General features: G+C 39.7%; 23 protein-coding genes. 18 read left to right on the forward strand and 5 right to left on the reverse strand.

Annotated elements, in window-relative coordinates; all coding sequences use genetic code 11:
• The first annotated feature begins 21 nt into the window (after positions 1 to 21).
• Positions 22 to 1287: a GDSL-type esterase/lipase family protein gene (locus tag SFC47_RS18390; protein WP_411255775.1), complete on the forward strand. Its 1266-nt coding sequence runs from the start codon at positions 22 to 24 to the stop codon at positions 1285 to 1287.
• Between the two features lie 52 nt (positions 1288 to 1339).
• Here SFC47_RS18390 and SFC47_RS18395 read toward each other — a convergent pair whose 3' ends face one another.
• Positions 1340 to 2524, reverse strand: a complete 1185-nt coding sequence (locus tag SFC47_RS18395; protein ID WP_411255776.1) for an MFS transporter — start codon at positions 2522 to 2524, stop codon at positions 1340 to 1342.
• A gap of 200 nt (positions 2525 to 2724) precedes the next feature.
• Here SFC47_RS18395 and SFC47_RS18400 point away from each other — a divergent pair, with 200 nt between their 5' ends.
• From SFC47_RS18400 to SFC47_RS18410, 3 genes are all read left to right on the forward strand, one after another.
• Entirely contained in the window at positions 2725 to 3687 is a 963-nt protein-coding gene (locus SFC47_RS18400; protein ID WP_411255778.1) for a D-2-hydroxyacid dehydrogenase, read from the forward strand.
• Positions 3688 to 3703: 16 nt separating this feature from the next.
• Positions 3704 to 4642, forward strand: coding sequence for a glycerophosphodiester phosphodiesterase family protein (locus SFC47_RS18405; RefSeq protein ID WP_411255779.1), 939 nt, complete (start codon positions 3704 to 3706; stop codon positions 4640 to 4642).
• A gap of 73 nt (positions 4643 to 4715) precedes the next feature.
• A complete protein-coding gene (locus tag SFC47_RS18410) occupies positions 4716 to 5123 on the forward strand; it encodes a DUF1761 domain-containing protein (protein ID WP_411255780.1) in 408 nt (135 codons plus the stop codon).
• Positions 5124 to 5168: 45 nt separating this feature from the next.
• Here the strand turns inward: SFC47_RS18410 and SFC47_RS18415 are convergent, their stop codons facing one another.
• Entirely contained in the window at positions 5169 to 7961 is a 2793-nt protein-coding gene (locus SFC47_RS18415) for a dynamin family protein (RefSeq protein WP_411255781.1), read from the reverse strand.
• Positions 7962 to 8170: 209 nt separating this feature from the next.
• Here SFC47_RS18415 and SFC47_RS18420 point away from each other — a divergent pair, with 209 nt between their 5' ends.
• A complete protein-coding gene (locus SFC47_RS18420) occupies positions 8171 to 8680 on the forward strand; it encodes a hypothetical protein (RefSeq protein WP_411255782.1) in 510 nt (169 codons plus the stop codon).
• 39 nt (positions 8681 to 8719) lie between these two features.
• On the opposite strand, the gene SFC47_RS18425 is transcribed toward SFC47_RS18420, so the two are convergent.
• From SFC47_RS18425 to SFC47_RS18435, 3 genes are all read right to left on the reverse strand, one after another.
• On the reverse strand, positions 8720 to 9442 hold the full coding sequence (locus SFC47_RS18425) for an amino acid ABC transporter ATP-binding protein (protein WP_411255783.1): 723 nt from the start codon (positions 9440 to 9442) through the stop codon (positions 8720 to 8722).
• Positions 9439 to 10095 carry an amino acid ABC transporter permease gene (locus tag SFC47_RS18430; protein WP_411255784.1) on the reverse strand — a complete coding sequence of 219 codons (657 nt, stop codon included), beginning with the start codon at positions 10093 to 10095 and terminating at the stop codon, positions 9439 to 9441. Before SFC47_RS18430 ends, SFC47_RS18425 begins: the two co-directional genes overlap by 4 nt.
• A gap of 109 nt (positions 10096 to 10204) precedes the next feature.
• Positions 10205 to 11026, reverse strand: a complete 822-nt coding sequence (locus tag SFC47_RS18435) for a basic amino acid ABC transporter substrate-binding protein (RefSeq protein WP_411255785.1) — start codon at positions 11024 to 11026, stop codon at positions 10205 to 10207.
• A 297-nt stretch (positions 11027 to 11323) separates the two neighbouring features.
• Here SFC47_RS18435 and SFC47_RS18440 point away from each other — a divergent pair, with 297 nt between their 5' ends.
• The 13 genes from SFC47_RS18440 to leuB all read left to right on the forward strand — a co-directional run bounded on the left by SFC47_RS18440 (position 11324) and on the right by leuB (position 25130).
• Entirely contained in the window at positions 11324 to 11629 is a 306-nt protein-coding gene (locus tag SFC47_RS18440; protein WP_411255867.1) for a hypothetical protein, read from the forward strand.
• Positions 11630 to 11806: 177 nt separating this feature from the next.
• Entirely contained in the window at positions 11807 to 11995 is a 189-nt protein-coding gene (locus tag SFC47_RS18445; RefSeq protein WP_411255786.1) for a Fur-regulated basic protein FbpA, read from the forward strand.
• 77 nt (positions 11996 to 12072) lie between these two features.
• Entirely contained in the window at positions 12073 to 12411 is a 339-nt protein-coding gene (locus tag SFC47_RS18450; protein ID WP_411255787.1) for a MerR family transcriptional regulator, read from the forward strand.
• A 139-nt stretch (positions 12412 to 12550) separates the two neighbouring features.
• Positions 12551 to 13831 (forward strand): ammonium transporter, encoded by a 1281-nt coding sequence (locus SFC47_RS18455; protein ID WP_411255869.1) that lies wholly within the window; start codon positions 12551 to 12553, stop codon positions 13829 to 13831.
• Between the two features lie 80 nt (positions 13832 to 13911).
• On the forward strand, positions 13912 to 14880 hold the full coding sequence (locus SFC47_RS18460) for a DUF294 nucleotidyltransferase-like domain-containing protein (protein ID WP_411255788.1): 969 nt from the start codon (positions 13912 to 13914) through the stop codon (positions 14878 to 14880).
• Positions 14880 to 15614, forward strand: a complete 735-nt coding sequence (locus SFC47_RS18465; protein WP_411255789.1) for an exonuclease domain-containing protein — start codon at positions 14880 to 14882, stop codon at positions 15612 to 15614. Before SFC47_RS18460 ends, SFC47_RS18465 begins: the two co-directional genes overlap by 1 nt.
• Before the next feature lie 421 nt (positions 15615 to 16035).
• Entirely contained in the window at positions 16036 to 16944 is a 909-nt protein-coding gene (gene ilvE, locus SFC47_RS18470) for a branched-chain-amino-acid transaminase (protein ID WP_411255790.1), read from the forward strand.
• Positions 16945 to 16955: 11 nt separating this feature from the next.
• Entirely contained in the window at positions 16956 to 18623 is a 1668-nt protein-coding gene (gene ilvD, locus SFC47_RS18475; RefSeq protein WP_411255791.1) for a dihydroxy-acid dehydratase, read from the forward strand.
• A 515-nt stretch (positions 18624 to 19138) separates the two neighbouring features.
• Positions 19139 to 20866, forward strand: coding sequence for an acetolactate synthase large subunit (gene ilvB / locus SFC47_RS18480; RefSeq protein ID WP_411255792.1), 1728 nt, complete (start codon positions 19139 to 19141; stop codon positions 20864 to 20866).
• Positions 20863 to 21384, forward strand: a complete 522-nt coding sequence (gene ilvN / locus SFC47_RS18485) for an acetolactate synthase small subunit (protein ID WP_034677413.1) — start codon at positions 20863 to 20865, stop codon at positions 21382 to 21384. Before ilvB ends, ilvN begins: the two co-directional genes overlap by 4 nt.
• Before the next feature lie 23 nt (positions 21385 to 21407).
• Entirely contained in the window at positions 21408 to 22442 is a 1035-nt protein-coding gene (gene ilvC / locus SFC47_RS18490; protein WP_411255793.1) for a ketol-acid reductoisomerase, read from the forward strand.
• Complete coding sequence (locus SFC47_RS18495; protein ID WP_411255794.1) at positions 22429 to 23973, forward strand: 2-isopropylmalate synthase; 1545 nt, start codon at positions 22429 to 22431, stop codon at positions 23971 to 23973. The genes ilvC and SFC47_RS18495 overlap by 14 nt, the downstream gene beginning before the upstream one ends.
• 50 nt (positions 23974 to 24023) lie before the next feature.
• Positions 24024 to 25130: a 3-isopropylmalate dehydrogenase gene (gene leuB, locus SFC47_RS18500; protein ID WP_411255795.1), complete on the forward strand. Its 1107-nt coding sequence runs from the start codon at positions 24024 to 24026 to the stop codon at positions 25128 to 25130.
• The last annotated feature ends 72 nt before the right edge of the window (positions 25131 to 25202 follow it).

A 25202-nucleotide genomic window follows, 5' to 3' on the forward strand; every position in this document is an offset into this window, starting at 1 on the left:
TTGATGGGAGGAAATTTTTAAATGAAGTTTAAAAGACTTTCAGTTTTATTAACACTTATGTTAGCCTTTAGTACTTTCTTTACCTCATTTGCTTTTGCAGAAGAAAACATAGACAAGCCTAACCTTGTCGCTTTAGGTGATTCCATTACCTATGGCTGGAACCTTGATGATACAAATGGTAATACCCAGAAATCACTAAAGGCATTTCCAAATTTAATCATTGCCGAAGGATATTTCAATGTAACGAATATTAGCGGCGGCGGTTGGACTTCTTCACATATATTAACACAAGTTAATGACCCAGCTAATGAAGCAGCCATCCAAAATGCTGATGTTTTTACATTAGATATTGGCAGCAATGATATTATGGGAGCAGTCGGCCTTTCTGACATCATTAAAAATGGAACGCCTGTAGATCCTTCAACCCTTTTACCAAAGGTTACAGCAGCTTCACAGCAGCTAGGTCTTAATCTACAACAGATATTTGGTAAAATTAGAAGCCTTAATACGGACGCGCCTATTATTCTTTATAATATCTACAATCCTTTTGCACAAAGCGACGTTCTATTCAATGCTTTCCTACATAATATTGGCGAGCAAATTGTAACAAATGTTAATGCATCTGTTATTAACTCTTTTGCTGCTATTCCTGGCACTTATATTGTAGACGCTAAAGGCGCATTCGATAATAACCAATTAAATTATATTATTCCTTCTGACATCCATCCAAATGTTACAGGTCAAGCAGTATTAGCTAAATTGGCTACTGATGTTTTACTTTCATTATTACCGGAAGAACTTACAGTTGAAATTTCCGCACCAACTGAAGAAACAACTGACTCTGTTACAATTGAAGTCCTGACAAATGCCGAAGAGGTTCTTTCCATGATGTGGCTGGAAGGAGAAAAAAGTGCTGAAAGCTTCTATGATGAAGAAGGAAAAGAATTAGGTAAGAAGATCATTGATAACAAATTTGAGGTTTCAGAAAATGGCACCTATTCTATATATGTACTAGATGGTTATGGCCAGGAAATGGTGAAAGTGATTACGATTAGTAGTATCAAAGAAACCCCAGTTGAAAATCCAAAACCAACAACACCAACTCCTGCACCAACACCAACACCAACGCCAGTAAACAATACACCAGCACAGCCAGCAGCCGGTACTGGTCATGCTATACCAAATACGGCATCACCCGCTTACAATTTGGTTGCATTTGGTTCAGTTGTTCTTTTGGCAGGATATGTTACATTGAAGATACAAAGAAGACGTAAACAAGAGGTTTAATTAAATAGAAAAGGTCAGTTCCCTCATAGATTGAGAGGACTGACCTTTCTTTTTATACTGCCCTTTCCTTATGCGTGACTCGCTTTTTCCGTACATCTATCACTGTTAAAATAATAGCAATGATCAAAAACAAACTGCTCATTCGGAAAAGATTGGCAGTTTCGACGAATTGGGCCAGTGTACCGAAAATAATACCGCTTAAACCAATTCCTAAGTCTATGGATGAAAAGAACATTCCATTTGCCACACCTCTTCGATTCTCTGGCGTCATCGACAATGTCCACGATTGTAAGATTGGTAACGCACAGCCAAAGCCTAGTCCAAACAATCCGCCTGCGACAGCAAGCATGAAATTGGTCTGTGCATAGGATAAGACCCACAAACCAACAAACGTTGCACAAATACAGAAATAGACCATCGCGATTGGACCCTTTTCATCAAACCACTTTCCTGCAAACGGTCTAGCTACTGTGGCAATTATGGCATTAAGAATATAGAATAAAAAGATTTGATCGAGGCCTCTTTCTTCTCCATAAATAACGATAAAAGTTGAGACCGTACCATAGCCAAGACAGATAATCAGCGTGATTAGGGATGGAAACCAGCTCGACTTTTCCACTAATGAACCAAAGTAGGAAAAAGTAAGATTCTCTTTTTTGGTTTTTACAACTGCTTCAGGTGTTTGATAACGAACAAGTGCAAGCAGAACTACAGAAATAAAACCTAAAATGCTTGAAATTATAATTAAAGTCGTAAAAGTAGTGACATTATATACGAAGATTCCCAGACTAGGAGCAACGATATAACCAATTGTAGTTGAAAGCCCAAAGTATCCCATTCCTTCACCAAGACGAGAAAATGGTATAACATCGACCGCAGCTGTACCATTTACGGTTGTAGACCAACCCCACGCCAGACCATGCACAAACCGAATAAACAAAAATATCATCACAATCCTTGAAATCGGATATAGAATGGTAATAAGCAACAGGACGACGGCTCCAATTAATACAAGTGATTTCCTATGCTTATACTCAAGCATATGTCCGATAAAAGGTCTAATCACGACAGCACCTATTGAAAACAACGCCGTAACAAGACCAATTTCCAATCCACTGGCCCCAATCGACTTAATATAGGGCGGTAAGGTTGGAATAAGCATTTGAAAAGACATAAACACAAATAGATTTCCAACCATTAACATAATAAAAGATTTAGTCCACAAACGTTCTTTCAAGAAAACACCTCACTGACTATCTCTACAATTGAGATTTGGGCAATTATTACATATTTCGTATCACTAAATAATAGCATAGAACAAATAAAAGAAAAACCAGAAATCCTCACAAAATCACTATTAATCTTAAAGGATTATTACCATTTTTCAGTAAATTCCGTTATGATTAATAGTAAACAATGTCCATTTGGAGGAATTCTATGAATAGTCGGAAACTTGTTATAACGCAGAATTTAGAACGGAAACTAATGGAACAGATTACAGACATAATCCCAGATTGGAATATCATTATGGGAAAAGATAGAGAGATTTGGCAGGATCATTTACATGACGCGGAAATTATTGCAGGCTGGAAAAAAGGGATGGAGAAAGATTGCCTTGGTCCACACTCAAAGCTAAAATGGATACAAACTTGGAGTGCTGGTGTAAACAGTCTGCCGCTGGATTCACTAGAAGCTAGAAATATCTTCTTAACAAGTGCGAATGGCGTGCATGCATATCCAATTTCTGAAACCATCTTTGGGTTAATGCTAAGCTTAACGAGAAAGATTCATACATATGTTCGAAACCAACAAGAAAGAAAATGGCACCATTCTGGCATGAAGCTTGAAATGCACGAAAAAACGGTAGGAATTATAGGGGTTGGAACAATTGGCAAAGAAGCTGCTAAAATTGCAAAGGCATTTGGAATGAAGGTCCTTGGGGTCCGCCATTCAGGAGAACCTCAACCATTCGTTGATGAAATGTACACCACAAATCAATTGGATGACGTCCTTCCCCAATGTGATTATGTGGTTGTCACGCTCCCGTTAACTAAAGATACCACTAGATTATTCGGCGCCGAACAATTCGGCCTCATGAAGTCATCAGCTTTCTTTATCAATATCGGTCGCGGTGAAATCGTAATTGAAAAGGATTTGATTGCAGCTTTACAAAAAGGACAGATTGCCGGTGCCGGTTTGGATGTTTTCGAACAAGAACCATTACCAACGGATAGTCCTTTATGGGAAATGGATAACGTGATTATTACCCCTCACACCTCTGGTTCAACACAGCATTATGATCAAAGGGTTATTGAAGATATCCTGATCCCAAACTTAAAAAACTATTTATCCAGCAATCAGCCGGCTGTAAATCTAGTAGATTTTACTAAAGGTTATTAGCTAAAGGAGAAGCCATATGCAACAAGTCCCGGTTAAAAGAACACGGAAAAAGCATACCTTTTTCCTATCCATGAAATTAATACTATCTGCGATTCTCATTTTTCTGGTCGTGATTAATTTGTTCCCCGTTAAACAAATCAAACAGAAAAGCTTTTTTAATCATGAACGGCCATTGGTTATCGCTCACCAAGGCGGTGAGTTGTTAGCGCCTTCGAATACGATGACCGCCTTCATGAATGCTGCGGAGATGGGTGTGGATGTCCTTGAAACAGATATACATATCACCAAAGACGGACACTTGGTTACGATCCACGACCGGAGTGTCGACCGAACAACTAATGGTAAAGGAAATGTGGCAGATCTAACCTTAGCAGAAATTCAAGAGCTGGATGCAGGTTATTATTTTAAAGATTTAGATGGTAACCACAGTTTCCGCGGCAAGGGTGCCTATATTCCAACGGTTGAGGAAATGTTTCAAACCTTCCCTAACATAAAAATCGAGATAGAAATAAAAGATGACAATCCACCTGAAAGAATAGAGGAAATTGCTTCTAAATTGTGGGATCTAATTGAAGAATACCAAATGGAAGAAAGAATTCTAATCGGTTCCTTTGACCAAGACATTCTTAAGACATTTGATAAGTACGCAAAAGGCCGGGTCGCTGTTTCCGCTGGAAGACAAGAGGTTAAAAACTTTGTGATAACTCATAAATTCTTTCTGCGTAATCTTTACGTACCAAAAGTTGATGCTTTTCAAATCCCTATGGAAGACAGCGGCTTTGATTTAACAGACCAGAAATTAATCGATGGAGCACATCGGCTTGGAATGGAAATCCATTATTGGACCATCGATGACCCTGATGTGATGGAAAAACTTCTTGATGCAGGTGCTGATGGAATATTGACCAATCGACCTGATTTATTACTAAAACTGGTTGAAGAAAAGGGTTTGTAAACTGCTTTTGTTATAGCAGCAGTATCATAATATGATACACCAAATACACAGAAAATTATAAGGGGTAAACGAGATGGATTTCACAAATGTTAGTATTTTAGCGATCATTTTAGCAGTGGCTTCAAATATGGTAATTGGCGCACTATGGTATTCTCCACTTCTTTTTTCGAATATCTGGGTTAGAGCCTTAGGCAAAAAAATGGAAGATATTGATCCCAATGGAGCATACGTTGGTTATGGATTAACCACACTCGGGGGGATTTTTACTGCCGTTGTTCTGTCCTTATTTATTCAATTATTAGATACGGTAACCATATTAGATGGAGCATTATTCGGGTTTTTGATTGGATTAATTGCTGCCTTTAGGGAATTATCCCCTACCTTTTTTGAAAGCCGCAATTATACATTATTTTTCATTAGTGCAGGTTACCATATCGTTGCGTTAACCGTTATGGGAATTATCATTGCTGCTTTTGTATAATCGAACAAGAAAGGGTGCCTCACACTTCGAGGCACCCTTCTTTTATTAGTAAATCGTTTGTACACCCTTCCCCGCTACTGTTGTCCATTCAAATTGACGCAGTCTAACTTCAAATAAGGTTAATGGATCACGGAACATTTCTGGATTTGTATTCATTTTTTTCAATATTTCTTGATTTGTTGTTATTTGAGAAAGAGACTCTTCGATTGCATCCTGCAGCATGTTCATTGGCTGTTTAAAGAACATCGTAATGTCTCGTTCCAATGATTTTTCAAAAAGCTCAAACTGCTGGAAGAAACGTTCAATAACAACCTCAGTACTTTCTGTGTATTCCTCATTTTTCACAAATGCTTTGTATCTGTTATAAAGCAGCGCCTTATTTTGAGACAGTGCCCCGAAAAGTTTCCCTGCACTTTTTAATAAGAATTGTGACGGAGTGTTGCGAAGTAAAATATTTACCTTTTCTAATTGGAAGCGACTGGTCATTCTATCTGTATCCCTGCGCCAATCATCAAGTACTTTAAAATCGCATTGTATCTGAATTTTATCTTCTCCATACAGACTATTTAAGCCCTCAGCCATTTCAAGCAGAAATTCCTGTCCTTGTTCAAACTCCTCTTTACCGCCGGCGATCCATCCTTGAAGGGATGAATAATACTTCGGCATGACTTCCTTCTCCAGGTAATCCTGTATTTTGCTATTCATCACATCATTTAATTCGAGATGAATACTACTAAAATTACTGTCTTCTTTAATGAGCTCTGAACATTCCTGAAGCATTTTAGGCACAGCGGCCTCAATTTCATTTTGAATGTTTTCCTTTATGCTCTGATAGGACCTCTTGATTGCTTTAACCTTTTGTGACTCTGCATCCTTCAATTGATTAAGAGCACCATTTAACTTCATCACTACTTCTTCATTCCAGCGAACTGACTCAATTAATTGATTCTCAACATCAATTCTCTTTTGCAGCAGCCTTGAAATAGTTGTTCGAATGAAATATAAAAGCTTTGCCAAACGTTTATCAGCAATATTTCTTTTATCTTTAATCGATTTGATAAAACTCTTTAGTTCAACGAGCTGCTGTCCGCTTTCATACTGAGAAGAAAAGGCAAATACTTGTGCCTCAGGCAAATAAGCTTCAATTCTAGACCTTGTTTCATCGAAGATTCTTATTGCTTCCTGCTCATTCACAATTGTATCCATCTTATTCAGTAGAAAATGGACGGGAATATCCGGAGCAAGTTCATGTATTTGTGACAGGATTCCCTTCTCTTTATCGGTAAACGGAGCATTTGCATCTAAGACGAATAATAGACTGTCTGCCATATGAAGATACTGCAGCACTTCAAAGCGGTCTTGATGGCTTCCTTTTAGACCCGGCGTTTCTATTAGTGAAAGCTTCTGCTCATACAAAAATGGAAAAGGCTGCCGGAATTCGATAATCGATTCTAGCGCATTTCGGCGACGGTCCATCCGCTCTTGAAACTCTGTGAAATCTGTGAGTTCCATCGTCTCCTGATCGTTTATTTCATAGATATTTAAGCTTTCAAAGTCTTTAAACATAACGAGCGACGATGTAGGGCTATCCTGTATCTCTTCCCCCAGGATTGTATTAATGAAAGCAGATTTCCCGCTGCCGCTTAAACCGGTAATCAACAAATGATGGGTATCAAAATCATTCAATTGCTGAACCATCCATTTGAGTCTGTTATTCTCACCCATTTCTTGGCTATGTGCCCAGCTGATAATAGATTCAAACAGAGTTAAACATTCCTCTAATTCATTAATATGACTTTCTGTTTCGCCAATAAGATTTTCAGCCTCATTAACGATAGACATACTAATACTTGTTGGAAATAGCTCATTCCAGGATAAAACCGCCGCTGACGCTAGGACAGTATGCTTAGCTGATGATAAGCGCAGCCAATTCGTTAATAAATCAGGCACGAGATCTTCTAGAGTTTTAATACTGTGGCTCCCATTTATTAATCCAAAATACGTTTCATGATGGAGCCCAGAAAGCAATTGAAAATGATTGTTTCTACTGATTTCCAGATTAAAAAGTAAATGATTTAATTCTTTTAGCCACGTAAAATAGGACTCTTCACTTCTATAACTGTTCCAAAGAGACGCAGTAAGCTCTTCAAACATCCCAGAATCCAGGGCATATAATTCAAAGAGGCCCTGAAGGAAATAGTTTGGATGTAAGCCTTTTGTAACGCCTTTGTTTACATATGAATTCACAGTATCAAACCATTCAAGTGAACCCGTTCGTTTCGCTTCATTCAGCGCTAGCTCAATCGCATGATTCCAATCCTGCTGTTCCTCAAAATAGGTACGGGCAATGCTGGTTACATTTGGATAATCAGGATTTGAATCAATCGTTCTTTTGATAATCTCAACCGCTTCCTCACGCTTCCCCCGGTCAATATAGAGAGAAAATAGCTGCAAAGCCACTTCTGTCTTTAGTGTAAGATTATTGGTTTCAATCGAAAGATAAAGATCCTCTGCATTTGAGAGGAGACCAGTTTCATAGTAGGCATCAGCAATATTTTTCCTGGCCCAGAGTTCAAGCTCCCCGGCAATATTTTCCCATTTGAAAATAGCAGCTTCATAATCTCGATTATGAAAATAGATTTCTCCCTGTGCGAAGCGTATCGATGTTAAATCGGGCAGGTCCTTTTGGAGCTCTTCTTGATACGCATCACCTAATTCACGTATCGGCTGTACGTTATCATGTTCATTTATATACATTTGATAATAAGACTTTTTGATTAACTGACTTTCCAACGTCATTTCCGTCCCTCCAGTTACCACCACTTCTATCGTATTCATATGGGAAAGAGGCAGAATTATTCCTCTATACAATTCGAACGATATATGCATTTTTAGTCCCAATTATATCGATTCTACCAAATGATTTTTTTATTAAGGTTTCAGTTATATTTCAATTTGGATACATTGCTCTAAATATGCAGGGTGCTTCTACTTTTATCATATTTCAAAGTATAATGAATTCAATCTGCCAAAAGGAGTAATTTACCGTGGAAAAGGAAGCAGCAATTCACCTAGCAAATTTGATTGTAAATTCAAAAACTGGTGCATATGAAATTAAAAAGCTTGAAACCGTTAATGGTACATTACCACGGTTTCATCAATGGACAAATGGTAAACAAACCTTAGCAGGATTTGAGGTTACTCGTGTAGATAGCGACACCAGCTATTATTTTCTATTCATTGATTGGCACCGCAATGACAACTATTATTTAGTTATTTACTTACATAATAAATCAACCACAGCTGCAGAGCTGAGAGTAATCGAGGAAATAGATGGAATTCCCCATATCGTTTGGAAGTACAATCCTTTAAAACGGGATGGGAAAAACCTTCAAAGAAAATCCTATTTCAAGCAAGTGTTTGGCTCAACAACCATACAAATAAAAGTTCCTCCCTCTTCCCTCGAAGTAGAGGAATTTTTCCACCAGCTGTTTAAACTCTGTCAAAACCGCATAAAAGCAGACAAGATAGTGGACGTTTTTGACTTTGAAGTCTAAATGATTGAAAAAAAATAGGAGGCATTTCGCCTCCCTGTGTTACAATACCTTACTCAAAAAGGCTTTCGTTCGGTCTTCCTTAGGATGATCAAATAATTCATTTGGGGCATTTTCTTCAACAATAAGCCCGCCGTCCATAAAAATGACACGATCTCCTACTTCCTTCGCAAAACCCATTTCATGGGTGACAACTACCATGGTCATGCCTTCTTTGGCAAGCTGCTTCATAACCTCCAAAACCTCCCCGACCATTTCAGGGTCAAGCGCCGAAGTTGGTTCATCAAACAGCATGATTTTCGGCTCCATTGCCAGCGCTCTTGCAATGGCAACACGCTGCTTTTGACCGCCTGATAAAGAATCCGGATACGCTTCAGCCTTATCCTCTAATCCTACTTTTCTTAAAAGCTCTAACCCTTTTTTTCTAGCCTCCTCAGCGGAAGTATTCCTGACTTTCATCGGGGCTAGCATGATATTCTCAATAACCTTTTTGTGAGGAAAGAGATTAAATTGCTGGAAAACCATCCCCACATCAGTCCGTACTTTATTAATATCTGTTTTCTTATCAGTAATATCAATTCCCTCAATGAATACATGTCCGCCCGTTATGGATTCTAAGAGATTTATACAACGGAGGAAAGTGGACTTCCCTGAACCAGATGGTCCAATAACTACCACAACTTCTTTGTGCTTAACGGTCACATTTATATCCCTTAACACAACATTGGTTCCAAATGACTTTTTTAAATTTTTAACTTCAATCATTCTGTTGCCAGCCTCCTTTCAAGACGGCCTAGTAAGAAGCTTAAAGAAAGCGTTAATACTAGATAAATGAGTGCTGCTGTGATGTATGGCTCCCAAACACGGAAATATTGACCTTGCATGGCTTGTCCCCAATACATAAGTTCAGGTGCAGCGACGATTGATGCAAGGGATGATTCTTTTATCAATACAATAAATTCATTGCCAAGCGGCGGAATCATCCTTTTAAAAGCTTGTGGAAGTATTACATAACGCATAGCTTGTACATGATTCATCCCAAGAGAGCGGGCCGCTTCCATCTGACCCTTATCAATGGATTGAATTCCTGCTCGAAAGATTTCGGCTATGTAGGCTGCAGAATTTAATGATAGTGTCAATATCGTTGCAGCGATAGCATTAGTTTCTCCTGCAAACAGGGGTACTACCGCAAAATGGATTAACATAATCTGTACAAGCATTGGTGTACCACGGAAAATAGTGATATAAATGCTAAACGGCAAGGATAAAAATTTATTTCTCATCATTTTTCCTAAGCCGATAAACAATCCAAGTATTGTCCCTATCAAAATACCTGCTAGCGATAGTCCAATAGTCAGCAGCGTCCCTTTTAGAAAAAAGGGTGCGTATTCCGCCAAAATATCCCATTGAATATTCATATTAATCCCCCTACCGATACGCTTGATCCTATGTTAAATTATGTAAAACAAGGTGTTAAACCAAAAATTGCGTAACTTCTTGTTTTCAGGAGTTACGCAATTTATCTTCTTATTGTTGATCTTTTAGAATTTGTACATCAGGATCTACTTTAAACCACTCATTATAGATTTTCGCATAAGTCCCGTTGTCCAATATTTCATTTAACGCTTTATCAAAATCTGCCACTAACTTGCTGCCTTTTGGAAACATGATTCCATAAAACTCTTGAGCAAAGGCGCCTTTATCTTCAATGATAATAAATTTATCATTTGGGTTATTTTTCGCATACTCTTCAATTACTGTGTTATCAGCAACTACTGCATCAGCTCCGCCGCCCTTTAGCTCTAAAATAGCTAAATTGTTATTCTTAAACTTTTTAATTTGCGGGCTGTTTTTACCAAGAAGGCCTTCAACCGCTTCTTGTCCAGTCGTTGCATTTTGAACGGCTACTGTTTTATCCTTTAAATCTTCTGCGCTTTTAATATCGCTGCCTTCTGGAACCATGATTTTATTAGTAGATAAGAAATATGGCACAGAAAAATCATAGGTTTTCTTTCTATCATCATTAATGGTAATAGAAGAAATACCGATATCAGCAATTTTCTTCTCTAATTCTACAAATAATGGGTCCCAGCCTGTATGGGCAATATCAACTTCGTATCCTGCTTCTTTTGCAACCGCTTTAATAATGTCAATATCAAATCCTACAATTTCACCCTTGTCCTGATATTCAAATGGGGCATACGCCGCATCCGTTACGACTCGAAGTTTTTTCTTTTCGTTACCAGAATCGTCCCCATTACCACTTGTTTCACTCGAACCGCAAGCTGTAAGAAGTAACATTAAAGCCATGACCAAGAACGTTGTTACTAATTTTAAATTCTTCTTCATTTTAGTCCCCCCAATATTTTTTTAAAAAACCAATCTTTTAAACATTTAAAATTTTTAGAATATAAGTGATTATAACTTTTTTTGTTTCCTTATTCAATATTTTATTAGTAAAACATTATTAATTTACTATTTTAATACGCTAGAATTGCAATATGAAAATAGTATTAATTGGATAATGATTTAATTTAAATGGATTTTTTCATTTATGATTCCAGCTTATCTAGGCAGATGCCCACACTCTCCGCGGATGACTACATAATCTATAGGGTAGTAAATGAAAAAAAGGAGAGTTGCCCAATGTATCCTTATGGTTATTATCAAGTACCGCCAACGCAGTTTGATTACAATCCATATGACCAGTTTGATCCGTATGCACAACCACAGCAGGAATATGACGTGTATGATCCGGACAGACAACCGCAACAACTTGAGCGCAGAATTAATCAGCTCGAGAGACAAAATGAGCGTCAGGAAAGACAGATTAATCAACTTCAACGTGACGTAACCCAGCTTCAACGCCGTCTGCAGCGTGTGAATCAACGTCTCCGCCAAGTCGAAAGACGCTTCAACTTCCCATTCACACCATTTGATGGAGAATATTAATAACGATTTTTAGGAACCTGGCTGCTCATGCCAGGTTCTTTTTACTTTTGTTAGATTCCCTCTTACAATAAAAAAATTTGTGTCAGTGTTTCTGACACACTCCCTGACAAATTCTAATAATTTAGTTAATTTATAAACTATAAAAAGGACTTCAATAAAAGGGAGGAAGGCGGCGGAATGACAAATCAATTGCGTAAAGGCGTCGAAACGCTTAAACTATTTTACATTAATAGATTAATTGACTCTGGTCTTTATAACGCCTCTAATCACAATCTAGATTCCCTCACATTAAGCGAACTGCAAAGTATTTTTCAAAAGACATTTCCAGTAAAAATAACGAAACTACCTAATGCTCCAATGAAGTAAAATCCAATCAATGTAAGGAAAGTTAACATAAAATAATGCATAAATCCTAATCACAATAGAGCGTGGTGAAAAACAAAATGACAAACGATTCTTCTTATAAGGATAAAAAGGTAATCACAATTGGGGTTGTTAGAGACCTTACGGGTCTTTCAGAGAGACAAATTCGTTATTACGAGGAGAGAAGGTTAATTTTCCCCGAGCGGTCCCCTGGCGGCAGCAGAAAGTACTCTTTTGCAGATGTAGAATTATTAGTGGAAATCGCGAACAAGATCGAAGATGGTGTCCAAACGCATGAAATAAGAAAAGAAATGCTCCGCAGAGAGAAGGCCCAGAATCAAAATGACGTACGAAGAAAAATGATCCAAGGACAATTGAATGCTCAGTTCGGTTTGCGAAAAGGTCCATCTTCTAAATAAAGAAGATGGCTTTTTTATTTCCTTCCAAAAACCATGTCAGGAAACCTCACATAAATGTAGAATCCACATCAAATCCATGTAAAAATACAAATACACCGAATGTTAAGAAAATTAACATGAATTTAAAGGAGGAGAAATGATGGATACGATATTTTTAATGAACAGTCTTTGGGTAATGGTTGGAGCCGTTCTAGTTATTCTCATGATTGGAGGATTCATCCTGTTGGAAACTGGATCAACACGAATGAAAAATGCCGGACATATTGCCGGGAAAACGATACTTACCTTTGGTATCTCATCCATCATATTTTGGGCAGTTGGCTACGGCTTAATATTTGGAGAAGGAAACCCGCTTATTGGCTTATCTGACTTTTTCTATTCGGGATATGACGTGGAAGGATTGGCACTTTCCGGCTCGGTATTCTTTATGTTCCAATTAGCTTTTGCTGGCATTTCCTTAACCATTGCCTTCGGCGGCTTTGCTGAACGAGCAAAATTAGGAGCATATCTCGTGTTTGCCGTACTATTTTCAGTCATCGTATATCCGCCGATTGCCCACTGGATTTGGGGCGGAGGCTGGTTAGCAGAACACGGAAAACAAGATTTCGCAGGCTCAACGGTTGTTCACTTAACAGGAGCAATGGCTGCTTTTGCTGCTACATTAATCCTAAAACCACGAATTGGGAAATACAATAAAGATGGTTCAGCAAACAATCTGGCAGGACATAACCAAGTATTCACAGCGCTTAGTGTTTTAATCTTATGGGTGGGTTGGTTCGGATTTAATGCAGGCAGTACGGTTTCTGTTGATGGAGCATTCTTTGGTTTTGTAGCACTTAATACAAACCTGGCTGCAGGTGCCGGAGTAATCGCAGCCATGATAATCTCTTGGATTGTTATGGGTAAAGCAGATGTTCCAATGATGTTAAATGGTGCCTTAGCAGGTTTAGTCGCCATTACAGCCTCCTGTGCTTTTGTTGATACATGGGCTGCCGTCCTAATCGGTTTCATATCAGGAATACTTGTATTTTACAGCATTCGATTCTTCGAAAGAAAAGGCATTGATGATCCGATTGCTGCATTGTCTGTACACGGTACAGCAGGTATTTGGGGAACTTTATCAACAGGATTGTTTGCAACACCGGAATTAGCAGCAGTTGGAGAGCCAGGATTATTTTACGGAGGCGGTTTACACCAGCTGGGTGTTCAGGCATTAGGGGTTGTCACCAGCGGTGCTTTTGCTTTCATTGTCTCCTTTATCCTATTAACAATCATGAAAGCTGTTATGAATGGCTTGCGTGTTACAGAAGAAGAAGAAATTATTGGTCTAGATATGAGTGAGCACGGAAGCTACGGTTACCCTGAAATCGTCAAAGCAGATCAATCAACAATAGGACCAGAGACAAAGCTTAACGCATAATACCTTATTTCCACTGCCAGGCCTATCCCCTTCCACACACGAAGGGGATGGAATTGTATTTTTGGAGGTGAACTGAATGAATGAACAGCTACTTAGAGATTAAAAGGTTCCGTGATGACCAAATGATTCGGGTTTCTCATAATCATTTTCAATTAAATCAGCTGCATGATGAAATCATTCACTCTGTCATCACCCTTTCAATTGGGCAAATGATAGAAAGATCCGGGCCTATCCCCTGCCCATTTACTTTTTTTATGATGGGCAGTGCTGGACGGTTTGAGCAAGCTTTATGGAGCGACCAGGATCATGGCATTATTTATCAGGAGCAAGGCACTAAAATAAACGAATACTTTTTGGAATTAGGGAAAGAAATCTCACAAGGCTTACACCTGGCCGGTTATGTTTATTGTGATGGCGGAGTAATGGCCAGTAATCCATTATGGTGCAAATCCCTGCCACAATGGAGACGGCAATTAGCAGATTGGCTGGATGATTCTAGCTGGGAATTAATACGTCAATTATTGATTTTCATTGACGGGCGGTCACTATATGGGAACGCAGGCTTACTAGAAAACTTAAAAATGGAAGTATATCAGAATATTCATAAACAGAACCTCATAAAAAAATTACTCAGTAATACCCTGCATCTGAAAAAAGGAAGAGGCATTTTAGGTCAAATACTCGTGGAAACTCACGGACCGCATTCAGGAGCACTAAATATCAAGGAAAAAGCCCTTTTTCCATATGTGAATGCAATACGTTTATTGGCTATTAGAGGAAATATAATTGAAACCTCAACTCTTTCAAGGCTTGAAAACCTGCAAGAATCTGATCTTTCTTCTATTAAGAGAGAATTATATAAACAACAGTTTTTAAAATTACTAAACTTTCGTCTATCACACGCTAAAACTGATAATTACGAGAATAGCCATTATTTGCCTATCACTGCCCTTTCAAAGGAGCAAAAGGAAGAAGTAAAAGCAATATTGAAAAATGGAGCTGCCCTATATCGATATGTAAGAAATTTAGTAGATAAGGAGGATACCTAATGGGAATGAATGATATGATTCACTTTTTCAGACAAATGTCAGGCAGACTTGGTTCCAATATTTATGCTGGTGTTCAAGGGCATGCAAACATGCAAAATATCTCTTTTATTAGACAGCTCCAAAAAGAAATGAAAGAAAACAACTGCCTGGACACACCGCTTCAAGAATTAGAGGTTGTGGTGTTTGATTTAGAAACGACAGGATTCTACCCAGAAAAAGGAGATCGAGTCATTTCCATTGGGGCCATAAAGATGATTGGGAAGGAAATCCAAGAAAGAGAAACTTTTTATTCCCTAGTCCACTCACCCCATAGTCTTTCAGACGAAATCTCCGTTCTGACCAGTATTACCGATGAGGAATTACAGACAGCGCCGCCTGCAGAAGAAGTATTATTGGAGTTTTTTAGATTTGTAAAGAATCATGCTCTTGTGGCCCACCACGCTAATCATGAACAATCCTTTATGCAAAAAATGACATGGGATCTACTAAGAACTAGATTTGAACACCGAATCATTGACACCTCCTTCTTATTACGTATTTCAAACCCCGCAATTAAGTCATTACCTCTTGAAGTGGTCTGTGAGGAATGCGGCATAGAAATAATTAACCGGCATCATGCCCTTGGTGATGCAGCACTAACCGCACAAATTTGGGGACATTATTTGGGTCTTGCCCACAATAAGGGATATAAAAATTTACGTGAAGTATATGAATATATTGCAAAAATAAGGTAGCAGTCAAAGCCAAAACAAATATAGTGAAAAACTAATGTTTATTCTTTTTTATAGAATAACATTTCTCATCCAAGCTGTTTTTTCAGTTGACAATAGTAGAATCCCCGCAGGAAATCACTCCTTCTCAATCTACTTTTTTACCCTCAAAAAATATTTTTTTACTATTTCTATTTCCCTTTAACCTTAATCTAACAATAATGAAAACGCTAACAATTTTTTCGATTTATTTGAATTGTCAGATTTTTATGTTGACCAAGATTTAGATTGGGTGTAAGATAACTGAAAATATAATTTGTATTAAATATTCTAATTAATGTACTTACCTTCAGCCATTCCTTAAAACAGGAAAATCGGCATAGGTATTCTTTTACAATCGATTTTAATTATTTAAAGCGTTGTATGACTAAAAGGAGTGGTTAGGTTGGGAAGTCAATGGATTTTCCTTGACGGAGACTTCGTCAAGAAAGAGGATGCTGTAGTTTCAGTTTTTGACCATGGATTTTTATATGGAGATGGAGTATTTGAAGGCATTCGTGTATATAGCGGAAACGTCTTTAGACTCGATGCCCACCTAAAAAGACTGTTCGAATCAGCACAATCCATTATGCTGAATATTCCTTATACACAGGAAGAAATGACACAATTAATTGTGGATACGATCAGAAAAAATGAATTAGACAGCGCCTATATTCGTGTTGTTGTTTCACGAGGTAAAGGAAATCTCGGCCTAGACCCTTCCTCCTGCAAAAAGCCAAGCGTCATCATTATCGCAGAGCAATTAGCATTATACCCAAAAGAATTTTACGAACGGGGAATCAAAATTGCTTCTGTGGCAAGCAGAAGAAATCGTCCAGATGTCCTTAGTCCACAAGTTAAATCACTAAATTATTTAAATAATATTCTAGTTAAATTAGAAGCCAATCAAGCTGGTGTAGAGGAAGCTCTAATGCTTAATGATCAAGGATATGTAACAGAAGGCTCAGCTGACAATATCTTCATCGTAAAAAATGGAGTTATCTTTACCCCTCCTGTTTACTTAGGGGCATTAGAAGGGATTACCCGAAACGCTATTATTGATGTAGCAAGAGCAAAAGGTTACGAGGTTAGAGAATCTCCTTTCACTCGTCATGATGTTTATGTGGCGGATGAGGTGTTCTTAACTGGAACAGCAGTAGAAGTCATTGCAGTTATTAATGTTGATGGCCGCGAAATCAGCGGCGGAAAACCAGGTACCGTTACAAACGACCTATTAGAAGAATTCAGAAAAATCGTAACAACGGACGGAGTGGCTTGTTATCCTGAATCAACAAACCACGCTATTGTCAGTTAGGAGATATTACAATGCGAAGCGATATGATTAAAAAGGGGATTGATCGTGCTCCCCACCGCAGCCTTTTATACGCAACTGGGGTAACAGTGAAAGACCTGGATAAACCGTTTATCGGTGTCTGTAACTCATTTATTGAAATTATCCCTGGACACAAACACCTTAATCATTTCGGTGAAATTGTTAAAGAAGCTATAAGAGAAGCTGGCGGAATACCTTTTGAGTTTAACACTATTGGCGTAGATGACGGAATCGCAATGGGCCATGTAGGGATGCGTTACTCCCTTCCCAGCCGTGAAATTATCGCCGATAGTGCAGAAACAGTCATAAATGCCCACTGGTTCGATGGAGTATTCTACATTCCGAACTGCGACAAAATCACACCAGGAATGTTAATGGCAGCAGTCAGAACCAACGTCCCTTCTGTTTTTGTTTCAGGCGGACCAATGGAAGCTGGTGTTTCTTCTACCGGAAAAAATTTATCACTCACTTCTGTTTTTGAAGGAGTTGGAGCTTACCATAGCGGTAAAATGACTCAAGCAGAGCTGCTTGATATTGAAACGGCAGCATGCCCGACTTGCGGGAGCTGCTCTGGAATGTTTACGGCAAACTCCATGAACTGTTTGATGGAAGTATTAGGGATGACCGTTCCAGGTAACGGAACAATTGTGGCAACCTCTGAAGAAAGACATGAGTTAATCCGGCAAGCTGCGAAACACTTAGTTGAGTTAGTGAAAAACGATATTAAACCTCGCGATATTATAACCAGAGAAGCAATTGACAATGCATTTGCCTTAGATATGGCAATGGGGGGATCGACGAATACCGTCCTACATACCCTTGCAATCGCTCATGAAGCTGGTATTGAATATGATTTGCGTGAAATTAATAAAATTGCTGAAAGAGTTCCTTATTTAGCAAAAATTATGCCTGCCTCCGATTACTCTATGGATGATGTACACCGCGCAGGCGGAGTTAGTGCCATTCTTAATGAACTATGTAAAGTTGAAGGTGCATTACATCAAGATTGCTTAAGTATCACAGGTAAGACTCTTCGAGAAAATGTGAAAGAAGCAACAATAACAAATGAAGCCGTCATTCGGACCAAAGATAATCCATATAGCCCTGTTGGTGGACTATCCATTCTATACGGAAACATTGCTCCTGATGGCGGAGTCATCAAAGTTGGTGCGGTGGATCCTTCCATTAAAACGTTCCTTGGTGAAGCAATTGTTTTTGAGTCCCAAGATGAAGCACAGGAAAACATTAATAATGGCACCGTTAAGGCTGGTCACGTTGTTGTCATTCGTTACGAAGGGCCTAAAGGCGGACCAGGAATGCCAGAAATGCTTGCTCCAACATCGGCCATTGCAGGCCGTGGATTAGATAAAGAAGTGGCTCTGATTACTGACGGCCGTTTCTCAGGTGCCTCTAGAGGTATCTCTATCGGGCATATTTCACCTGAAGCTGCTGAAGGCGGTCCAATCGGACTCGTTGAAAATGGCGACAAGATTCTCATTGATCTTGAGGCACGAACAATTGAGTTAATCGTTGATGATGAGGTGCTGGCAGAAAGACGCAGACTATGGCAAAAGCCAGAACCAAAAATCAAAACCGGCTACCTAGCCAAATATGCAAAGTTAGTTACATCCGCTAATACTGGCGGAGTTATGAAAATTTAAATGCTATTCAGTTATTAAATACTGCAACTTTAACCTAATCCAGGGTTTAGGCTCCCTATTTAATCGCCGAGGTTAAAGACCAATCAGTAGATTTGAAAAGTTTATAGAAAAAATCGATGACGGGAATAAAGGAATAAGAACATGTATTTTCAGAGAGCTGGGGTTGCTGGAAGCCCAGTAATACACCTTATTCCGACATCATCCCTGAGTATTGAGCTGAACAGTCACGACTCATTAGGCTCAATCGGGTGTACACTTAGGCACCTGTTACAAAAAGAAGCGGTTATGGTTTTAATTAACTGCTTCATGAGGCAGTATTCGTAAGGATGCTGTAAAAAACCGGGTGGTACCGAGAAATGGAAGGCCTTTTCTCCCCGATCTATTCTGCTTTTGTTTTCAACTGCAGTTTATTTCGGAGGCGAAAATGGCCTTTTACTATTTAAATAGATAACAATTATGTATTTTCATAGGTTCACTTTATAAAGATTTAAACAATCACAAGGAGGGATTACGAGGTGAAAGTAGAAGCAAAGCCGGACTTCCAAACCAGTACGGCACCAAAAACGGGTGCAGACCTGCTCATTGACTTATTAATAAATGAAGGTGTTGATACTCTATTTGGGTATCCGGGTGGTGCCGTTCTGCCAATATATGACGCGATTTATCGTGCGAGAGGCAGTATAAAGCACGTCCTCTTCCGCCACGAGCAAGGAAGCATTCATGCTGCTGAAGGTTATGCCCGGATTACTGGGAAACCAGGAGTTGTAATCGCAACTTCTGGTCCGGGGGCAACCAACCTGGTTACAGGAATTACAGACGCGATGATGGATTCTTTACCTCTAGTGATTTTCACTGGCCAGGTTGCAAGAGGTGTCATTGGAACGGATGCATTCCAGGAAGCGGATGTTATGGCTATCACAACACCAATCACAAAACATAATTATCAAGTACAGTCTATTTCTGACTTACCAAGGATTGTAAAGGAAGCCTTTCATATTGCTTCTACAGGCAGACCAGGGCCGGTATTAATCGATATTCCAAAAGACATTTCAGCAGGAGAATTATTCGTTATTCCTGAGGAAGGAACGATAGACCTTCCTGGATATCAGCCAACTACGAAGCCAAATCCGCTGCAGATCAAAAAGCTTGCTGATGCCATTACAAAGGCTAAGAAGCCTGTAATTCTTGCGGGTGCCGGTATTCTCCATGGCAGAGCTTCAAGAGAGCTGACTGCATTTGCCGAGAAACACAAGATTCCAGTTGTAACCACTCTTCTGGGTCTTGGAACTTTCCCAGCCAACAATCCTCTCTCACTCGGAATGGGTGGTATGCATGGGACATATGCAGCGAATATGGCACTGTACGAAACAGATTTACTAATTAATATTGGCGCCCGCTTTGATGACCGTTTGACAGGGAATTTAAAGCATTTCGCTCCAACTGCGAAAGTCGCTCATATTGATATCGATCCTGCAGAAATTGGTAAAAATGTTCCAACCAATATTCCAATTGTATCTGATTCAAAGGAAGCTCTGGTTGAGTTGCTCAATCAGAACGGTGAATCACCGGATACTGAAGGATGGTTGAAAACACTTAATAAATACAAGGAAGAATTCCCATTATGGTACAAACACAGTCCTAACGGGATGTCTCCTCAGTGGCTGATTGAAGCCATTCATAAAGTAACCAATGGAGAAGCAGTTGTCACAACGGATGTTGGACAGCACCAAATGTGGGCCGCTCAATATTACAATTTTGAAAAGCCTCATCGCTGGGTTACTTCCGGCGGACTCGGGACGATGGGATTTGGCTTCCCTGCAGCCATTGGAGCACAAATGGCTGCTAAAGAAAGCACTGTCGTAGCCATTGTGGGTGATGCAGGATTTCAGATGACCTTACAAGAGCTATCCGTAATCTATGAACAAAACCTTCCTGTCAAGATCATCATTGTTAATAACGGTGCTCTAGGTATGGTTCGACAATGGCAGGAATTATTACATGGCAACCGAATTTCTGAGTCCATCCTTCATTCGCAGCCTGATTTTGTAAAGCTGGCTGAAAGCTATCATATTAGAGGGTTGAAAATTGAAAGCCAAGAAGAATTGATCACCAAGCTTCCTGAAGTGTTTGCTTATGACGGTCCCGTTTTATTGGACTGCCGAGTATTACAGCAAGAAAAAGTCTTCCCGATGATCGCTCCAGGAAAAGGAATACATGAAATGATTGGGGTGAAACCATCATGAAACGGATTATATCCTTAACCGTTCAGGACCGAAGCGGGGTGTTAAATCGGGTCACAGGTTTATTGCAAAGACGACAATTTAATATTTCAAGTATTTCAGTCGGTCCTACTGAAACCGAAGGCATTTCAAAAATGACCTTAGTAGTTGAAGTCGAAGATGAACAGCGCCTCGAACAAGTAACAAAACAGCTAAACAAGCAGATTGATGTTTTAAAAGTTTCAGATATTACAGATAAGGCGATTGTTGCCCGTGAACTGGCTTTAATTAAAGTAGCCGGCAGTTCACAGCTCCGCAGTGAGATTAACGGGATTATCGATCCATTCCGTGCCTTGATTATTGACGTAAGCAAAGACAGCTTGACGATTCAGATCACAGGCCGTCCAGACAAAATTGACGCGTTGATTGATTTACTTCGCCCATATGGTATTAAAGAGATTGCTAGAACAGGATTAACCGCCTTCTTACGCGGACATCAACCACAGGTTAACGAGTTAACTACCTACTCTCAAATAAAATAAACATTTTCGAAGGGATGATTATAATGGCAAAAGTATTATATAACGGAGATATTCAAGAGGCAGTTTTACAAGGAAAGAAAATCGCAGTAATCGGATATGGCTCACAAGGTCATGCTCATGCATTAAACTTAAAGGAAAGCGGTTTTGACGTTGTTGTTGGTTTAAGAGGCGGAAAGTCTTGGGATAAAGCAGTTGAAGATGGTGTTGAAGTAACATCTGTTGCAGACGCAACTCGTCAAGCTGATGTTGTAATGGTTTTACTTCCAGATGAAATGCAGCCTAAAGTTTACGAAGAAAGCATTAAACCAAACCTTGAAGCTGGTAACGCATTGGTATTTGCACACGGCTTCAACGTTCACTTTACACAAATCGTTCCTCCAGCAGATGTAGACGTATTCCTAGTTGCACCTAAAGGACCAGGACATTTGGTACGACGCACTTATACAGAAGGCGCAGGTGTTCCAGCACTATACGCTGTTTACCAAGACTACACAGGCCAAGCGCGTGAATTGGCACTTGCTTATGCGAAAGGAATCGGATCTGCTCGTGCAGGTGTCCTAGAGACTTCTTTCCAAGAAGAAACTGAAACAGATTTATTTGGAGAACAGGCAGTTCTTTGCGGCGGTACTACTGCCCTTATCAAAGCAGGTTTTGAAACTCTTGTAGAAGCAGGATATCAGCCTGAGGTTGCTTACTTCGAGTGTTTACATGAATTAAAATTAATCGTTGACCTTCTATATGAAGGAGGACTTGAAAACATGCGTTATTCTATCTCAGATACAGCACAATGGGGAGATTTCGTTTCTGGACCGCGTGTTGTTAACGAAGATACAAAAGCCCGCATGAAAGATGTATTAAAGGATATTCAAACTGGTGCATTTGCGAAAGGCTGGATCTTGGAAAACCAAGCAAACCGTCCTCAATTTAACGCAATTAACCGCAGTGAAAATAACCATCCAATTGAAGTAGTCGGCCGTGAGCTTCGCGCTTTAATGCCATTTATTAAAAATAAGCCAGTAAATGAGAAGAAGGAAGTGGTGGTAAATGGTTCACGTTAACATCTTTGATACGACACTTCGCGATGGCGAACAGTCTCCTGGTGTAAATTTAAACCAACTCGAAAAACTGGAAATTGCCAGACAGCTTGAAAGGTTTGGCGTTGATATTATGGAAGCTGGATTCCCGGCTTCCTCCCAAGGGGATTTCGAGGCAGTTAGAGCAATTGCCCGGAGTATTAAAAACAGTTCCGTTACTGGCCTGGCAAGAGCAACCAAGTCGGACATTGACATTGCGTGGGACGCATTAAAGGATGCAGCGGAACCAAGGTTGCACGTTTTCCTTGCTACCTCCCCTATTCATATGAAATATAAATTGTTCAAAACACCTGATGAAGTTATTCAAACATCTGTTGATATGGTGGCATATGCAAAACAAAGATTCCCCCATATCGAATGGTCGGCTGAAGATGCTTCTCGCTCGGATCTTGATTTTCTTGTCAAGATTATTACAAAGGTGATCGACGCTGGAGCAACAGTCATCAACCTTCCTGACACTGTAGGTTATGCAACTCCTGCCGAATATGGTTACATGTTCCGCTATATTCGTGAGAATGTTCCAAATATCCACAAAGCAGCGTTATCCTGCCACTGCCATGATGATTTGGGCATGGCGGTTGCCAATTCACTAGCGGCAATCGAAAACGGTGTTACCCAAGTGGAAGGAACCATTAATGGAATTGGCGAGCGTGCTGGAAATGCCTCTCTTGAGGAAATCGCAGTAGCCCTTAATATTAGAAAAGATAAATATCCTTTTACAACGAATCTTGTTTTAAAAGAAATTAAACGTACCAGCGACCTTGTCAGCCGCTTTACCGGAATGATGGTTCCTGGAAATAAAGCAGTAGTTGGAAAGAATGCATTTGCCCATGAGTCTGGAATTCATCAGGATGGTGTATTAAAAAATACATTAACCTATGAAATTATCACACCTGAAATGGTTGGGATTCAATCGAATGATTTAGTCCTTGGTAAGCATTCTGGACGTCATGCTTTTAAAGATAAAATTGAAAATATGGGCTTTACCTTATCTGCTGAGAAGCTTCAAGAGGCCTTTGTTGCATTTAAAAAGCTGACAGATCGCAAAAAAGAAGTAACAGATGAAGACTTATTTACCATTTTAACCGATATCCAAACAGCCGTTGCGGATGTAAAGAAATATGAACTTGTTGCTTTCCAGGTACATTATGGTTCAGCCAACCTCCCTACAGCCACTGTTGCACTAAACACGCCTGAAGGGGTTCGCGTTGAAACTGCTCGTACTGGTTCAGGAAGCGTTGAAGCTCTAATGAACACATTGGAAGCTTTGATTAAAGAAGAAATACACTTAACCGATTTTAAACTAAATTCGGTTGGCCAAGGACGAGATGCATTGGCTGAGGTTCATGTAAAAATGACCGTCGATGGTTTACAAGTAAGCGGCCGCGGTTCCGCTCAGGACGTATTAGAAGCTTCTGCTAAATCGTTCCTAAATGCTGTTAACCGAGTATTTTATACCCCTAAAGCTGTTGTTCAAGCAGCAGCTCAAGCTTAAAAGTCTTTTTCAGCAAGGGTGATAAAAAAATGATGAGGAGGTTGCTTCGAATGAAAAAGCGTATTGTATTACTACCTGGTGATGGGATCGGCAAAGAGGTTATTAATTCTGCAAAAGATGTGTTGAGCGCGATTGCTGAAGAATTTAATCACAGTTTTAACTTCGAAACCCATGAGATCGGAGGGGCAGCCATTGACCTGTACGGCACTCCGCTGCCGGAAACAACTGTTGACGCCTGTAAACAGGCAGATGCTGTATTATTAGGTGCAGTTGGCGGCCCAAAATGGGATAACAACCCCTCCCATTTACGCCCTGAAAGAGGATTACTTGGTATTCGGAAGGCTCTTGATTTATATGCAAATTTAAGACCCATTAAAGGATTTAAAAATTTACTGCATGCTTCTCCTTTAAAAGAAGAAGTTATTGCAGGAAGTGACTTGCTAATTGTCCGTGAATTAACGGGCGGACTTTACTTTGGCACTCCAAGCGAACGTCGTGACAATGGGCGAACAGTGGTTGATACCCTTCTCTATACTCGTCGTGAGATTGAAAGAATCGTAGACAAAGGTTTCCAGGCTGCCCAAGGAAGGCGCGGACACCTTACATCCGTTGATAAGGCAAATGTTTTGGAATCCAGTAAGATGTGGCGTGAAGTGGTGGAGGAGAAAAAAGCCCAGTATCCAGATGTGACTGTTGAACACGTATTGGTGGATGCAGCTGCAATGAAATTGATTACAAATCCTACACAGTTTGATGTCATTGTAACAGAGAACTTGTTCGGTGACATTCTTAGTGATGAAGCCTCTGTCTTAACCGGTTCACTAGGGATGCTTGCATCAGCGTCCTTGAGTGAGGACGGTGTTGGACTTTATGAACCCGTTCATGGATCTGCACCAGATATTGCTGGAAAAGGTGTTGCCAATCCAGTTGCGATGATACTATCAGCTGCGTTAATGCTGCGATATTCTTTCCAACTAAATGATGAGGCGAAGTTAATTGAAGAAGCTGTACAGTCCGTATTAGACAGCGGCTTCCATACCGCTGACCTTCAAATCCCTGAAGGAAGACTTGTAGGCACCGCTGAAATGACACGTCTGATTGTTGATTTTATTAAATCACAAAACGCGTCTAAATGTATTATGAGCTGTTACGTGTAACTAGTTGCAGCTGGGCTCATTAGTCCAGCTGCTTCTCCATATTAAGAAGCTATATTTATCGGGGAGATACTC

The sequence above is a fragment of the Neobacillus niacini genome (genome assembly GCF_046591715.1).
GTDB lineage: Bacteria > Bacillota > Bacilli > Bacillales > Cytobacillaceae > Neobacillus > Neobacillus niacini_L.

Bases quoted from the DNA above. Each gene is read 5' to 3' on its own strand.
- SFC47_RS18430 (WP_411255784.1), bottom strand. From the start codon at position 10,095: ATGAATATTCAATGGGATATTTTGGCGGAATACGCACCCTTTTTTCTA.
- SFC47_RS18445 (WP_411255786.1), top strand. From the start codon at position 11,807: ATGACAAATCAATTGCGTAAAGGCGTCGAAACGCTTAAACTATTTTAC.
- SFC47_RS18465 (WP_411255789.1), top strand. From the start codon at position 14,880: ATGGGAATGAATGATATGATTCACTTTTTCAGACAAATGTCAGGCAGA.
- SFC47_RS18415 (WP_411255781.1), bottom strand. From the start codon at position 7,961: ATGAATACGATAGAAGTGGTGGTAACTGGAGGGACGGAAATGACGTTG.
- SFC47_RS18390 (WP_411255775.1), top strand. From the start codon at position 22: ATGAAGTTTAAAAGACTTTCAGTTTTATTAACACTTATGTTAGCCTTT.
- SFC47_RS18495 (WP_411255794.1), top strand. From the start codon at position 22,429: ATGGTTCACGTTAACATCTTTGATACGACACTTCGCGATGGCGAACAG.
- SFC47_RS18460 (WP_411255788.1), top strand. From the start codon at position 13,912: ATGAACAGCTACTTAGAGATTAAAAGGTTCCGTGATGACCAAATGATT.
- SFC47_RS18410 (WP_411255780.1), top strand. From the start codon at position 4,716: ATGGATTTCACAAATGTTAGTATTTTAGCGATCATTTTAGCAGTGGCT.
- SFC47_RS18400 (WP_411255778.1), top strand. From the start codon at position 2,725: ATGAATAGTCGGAAACTTGTTATAACGCAGAATTTAGAACGGAAACTA.
- SFC47_RS18450 (WP_411255787.1), top strand. From the start codon at position 12,073: ATGACAAACGATTCTTCTTATAAGGATAAAAAGGTAATCACAATTGGG.
- ilvC (WP_411255793.1), top strand. From the start codon at position 21,408: ATGGCAAAAGTATTATATAACGGAGATATTCAAGAGGCAGTTTTACAA.
- SFC47_RS18435 (WP_411255785.1), bottom strand. From the start codon at position 11,026: ATGAAGAAGAATTTAAAATTAGTAACAACGTTCTTGGTCATGGCTTTA.
- SFC47_RS18440 (WP_411255867.1), top strand. From the start codon at position 11,324: ATGTATCCTTATGGTTATTATCAAGTACCGCCAACGCAGTTTGATTAC.
- ilvD (WP_411255791.1), top strand. From the start codon at position 16,956: ATGCGAAGCGATATGATTAAAAAGGGGATTGATCGTGCTCCCCACCGC.
- ilvN (WP_034677413.1), top strand. From the start codon at position 20,863: ATGAAACGGATTATATCCTTAACCGTTCAGGACCGAAGCGGGGTGTTA.
- SFC47_RS18455 (WP_411255869.1), top strand. From the start codon at position 12,551: ATGGATACGATATTTTTAATGAACAGTCTTTGGGTAATGGTTGGAGCC.
- leuB (WP_411255795.1), top strand. From the start codon at position 24,024: ATGAAAAAGCGTATTGTATTACTACCTGGTGATGGGATCGGCAAAGAG.
- SFC47_RS18425 (WP_411255783.1), bottom strand. From the start codon at position 9,442: ATGATTGAAGTTAAAAATTTAAAAAAGTCATTTGGAACCAATGTTGTG.
- SFC47_RS18405 (WP_411255779.1), top strand. From the start codon at position 3,704: ATGCAACAAGTCCCGGTTAAAAGAACACGGAAAAAGCATACCTTTTTC.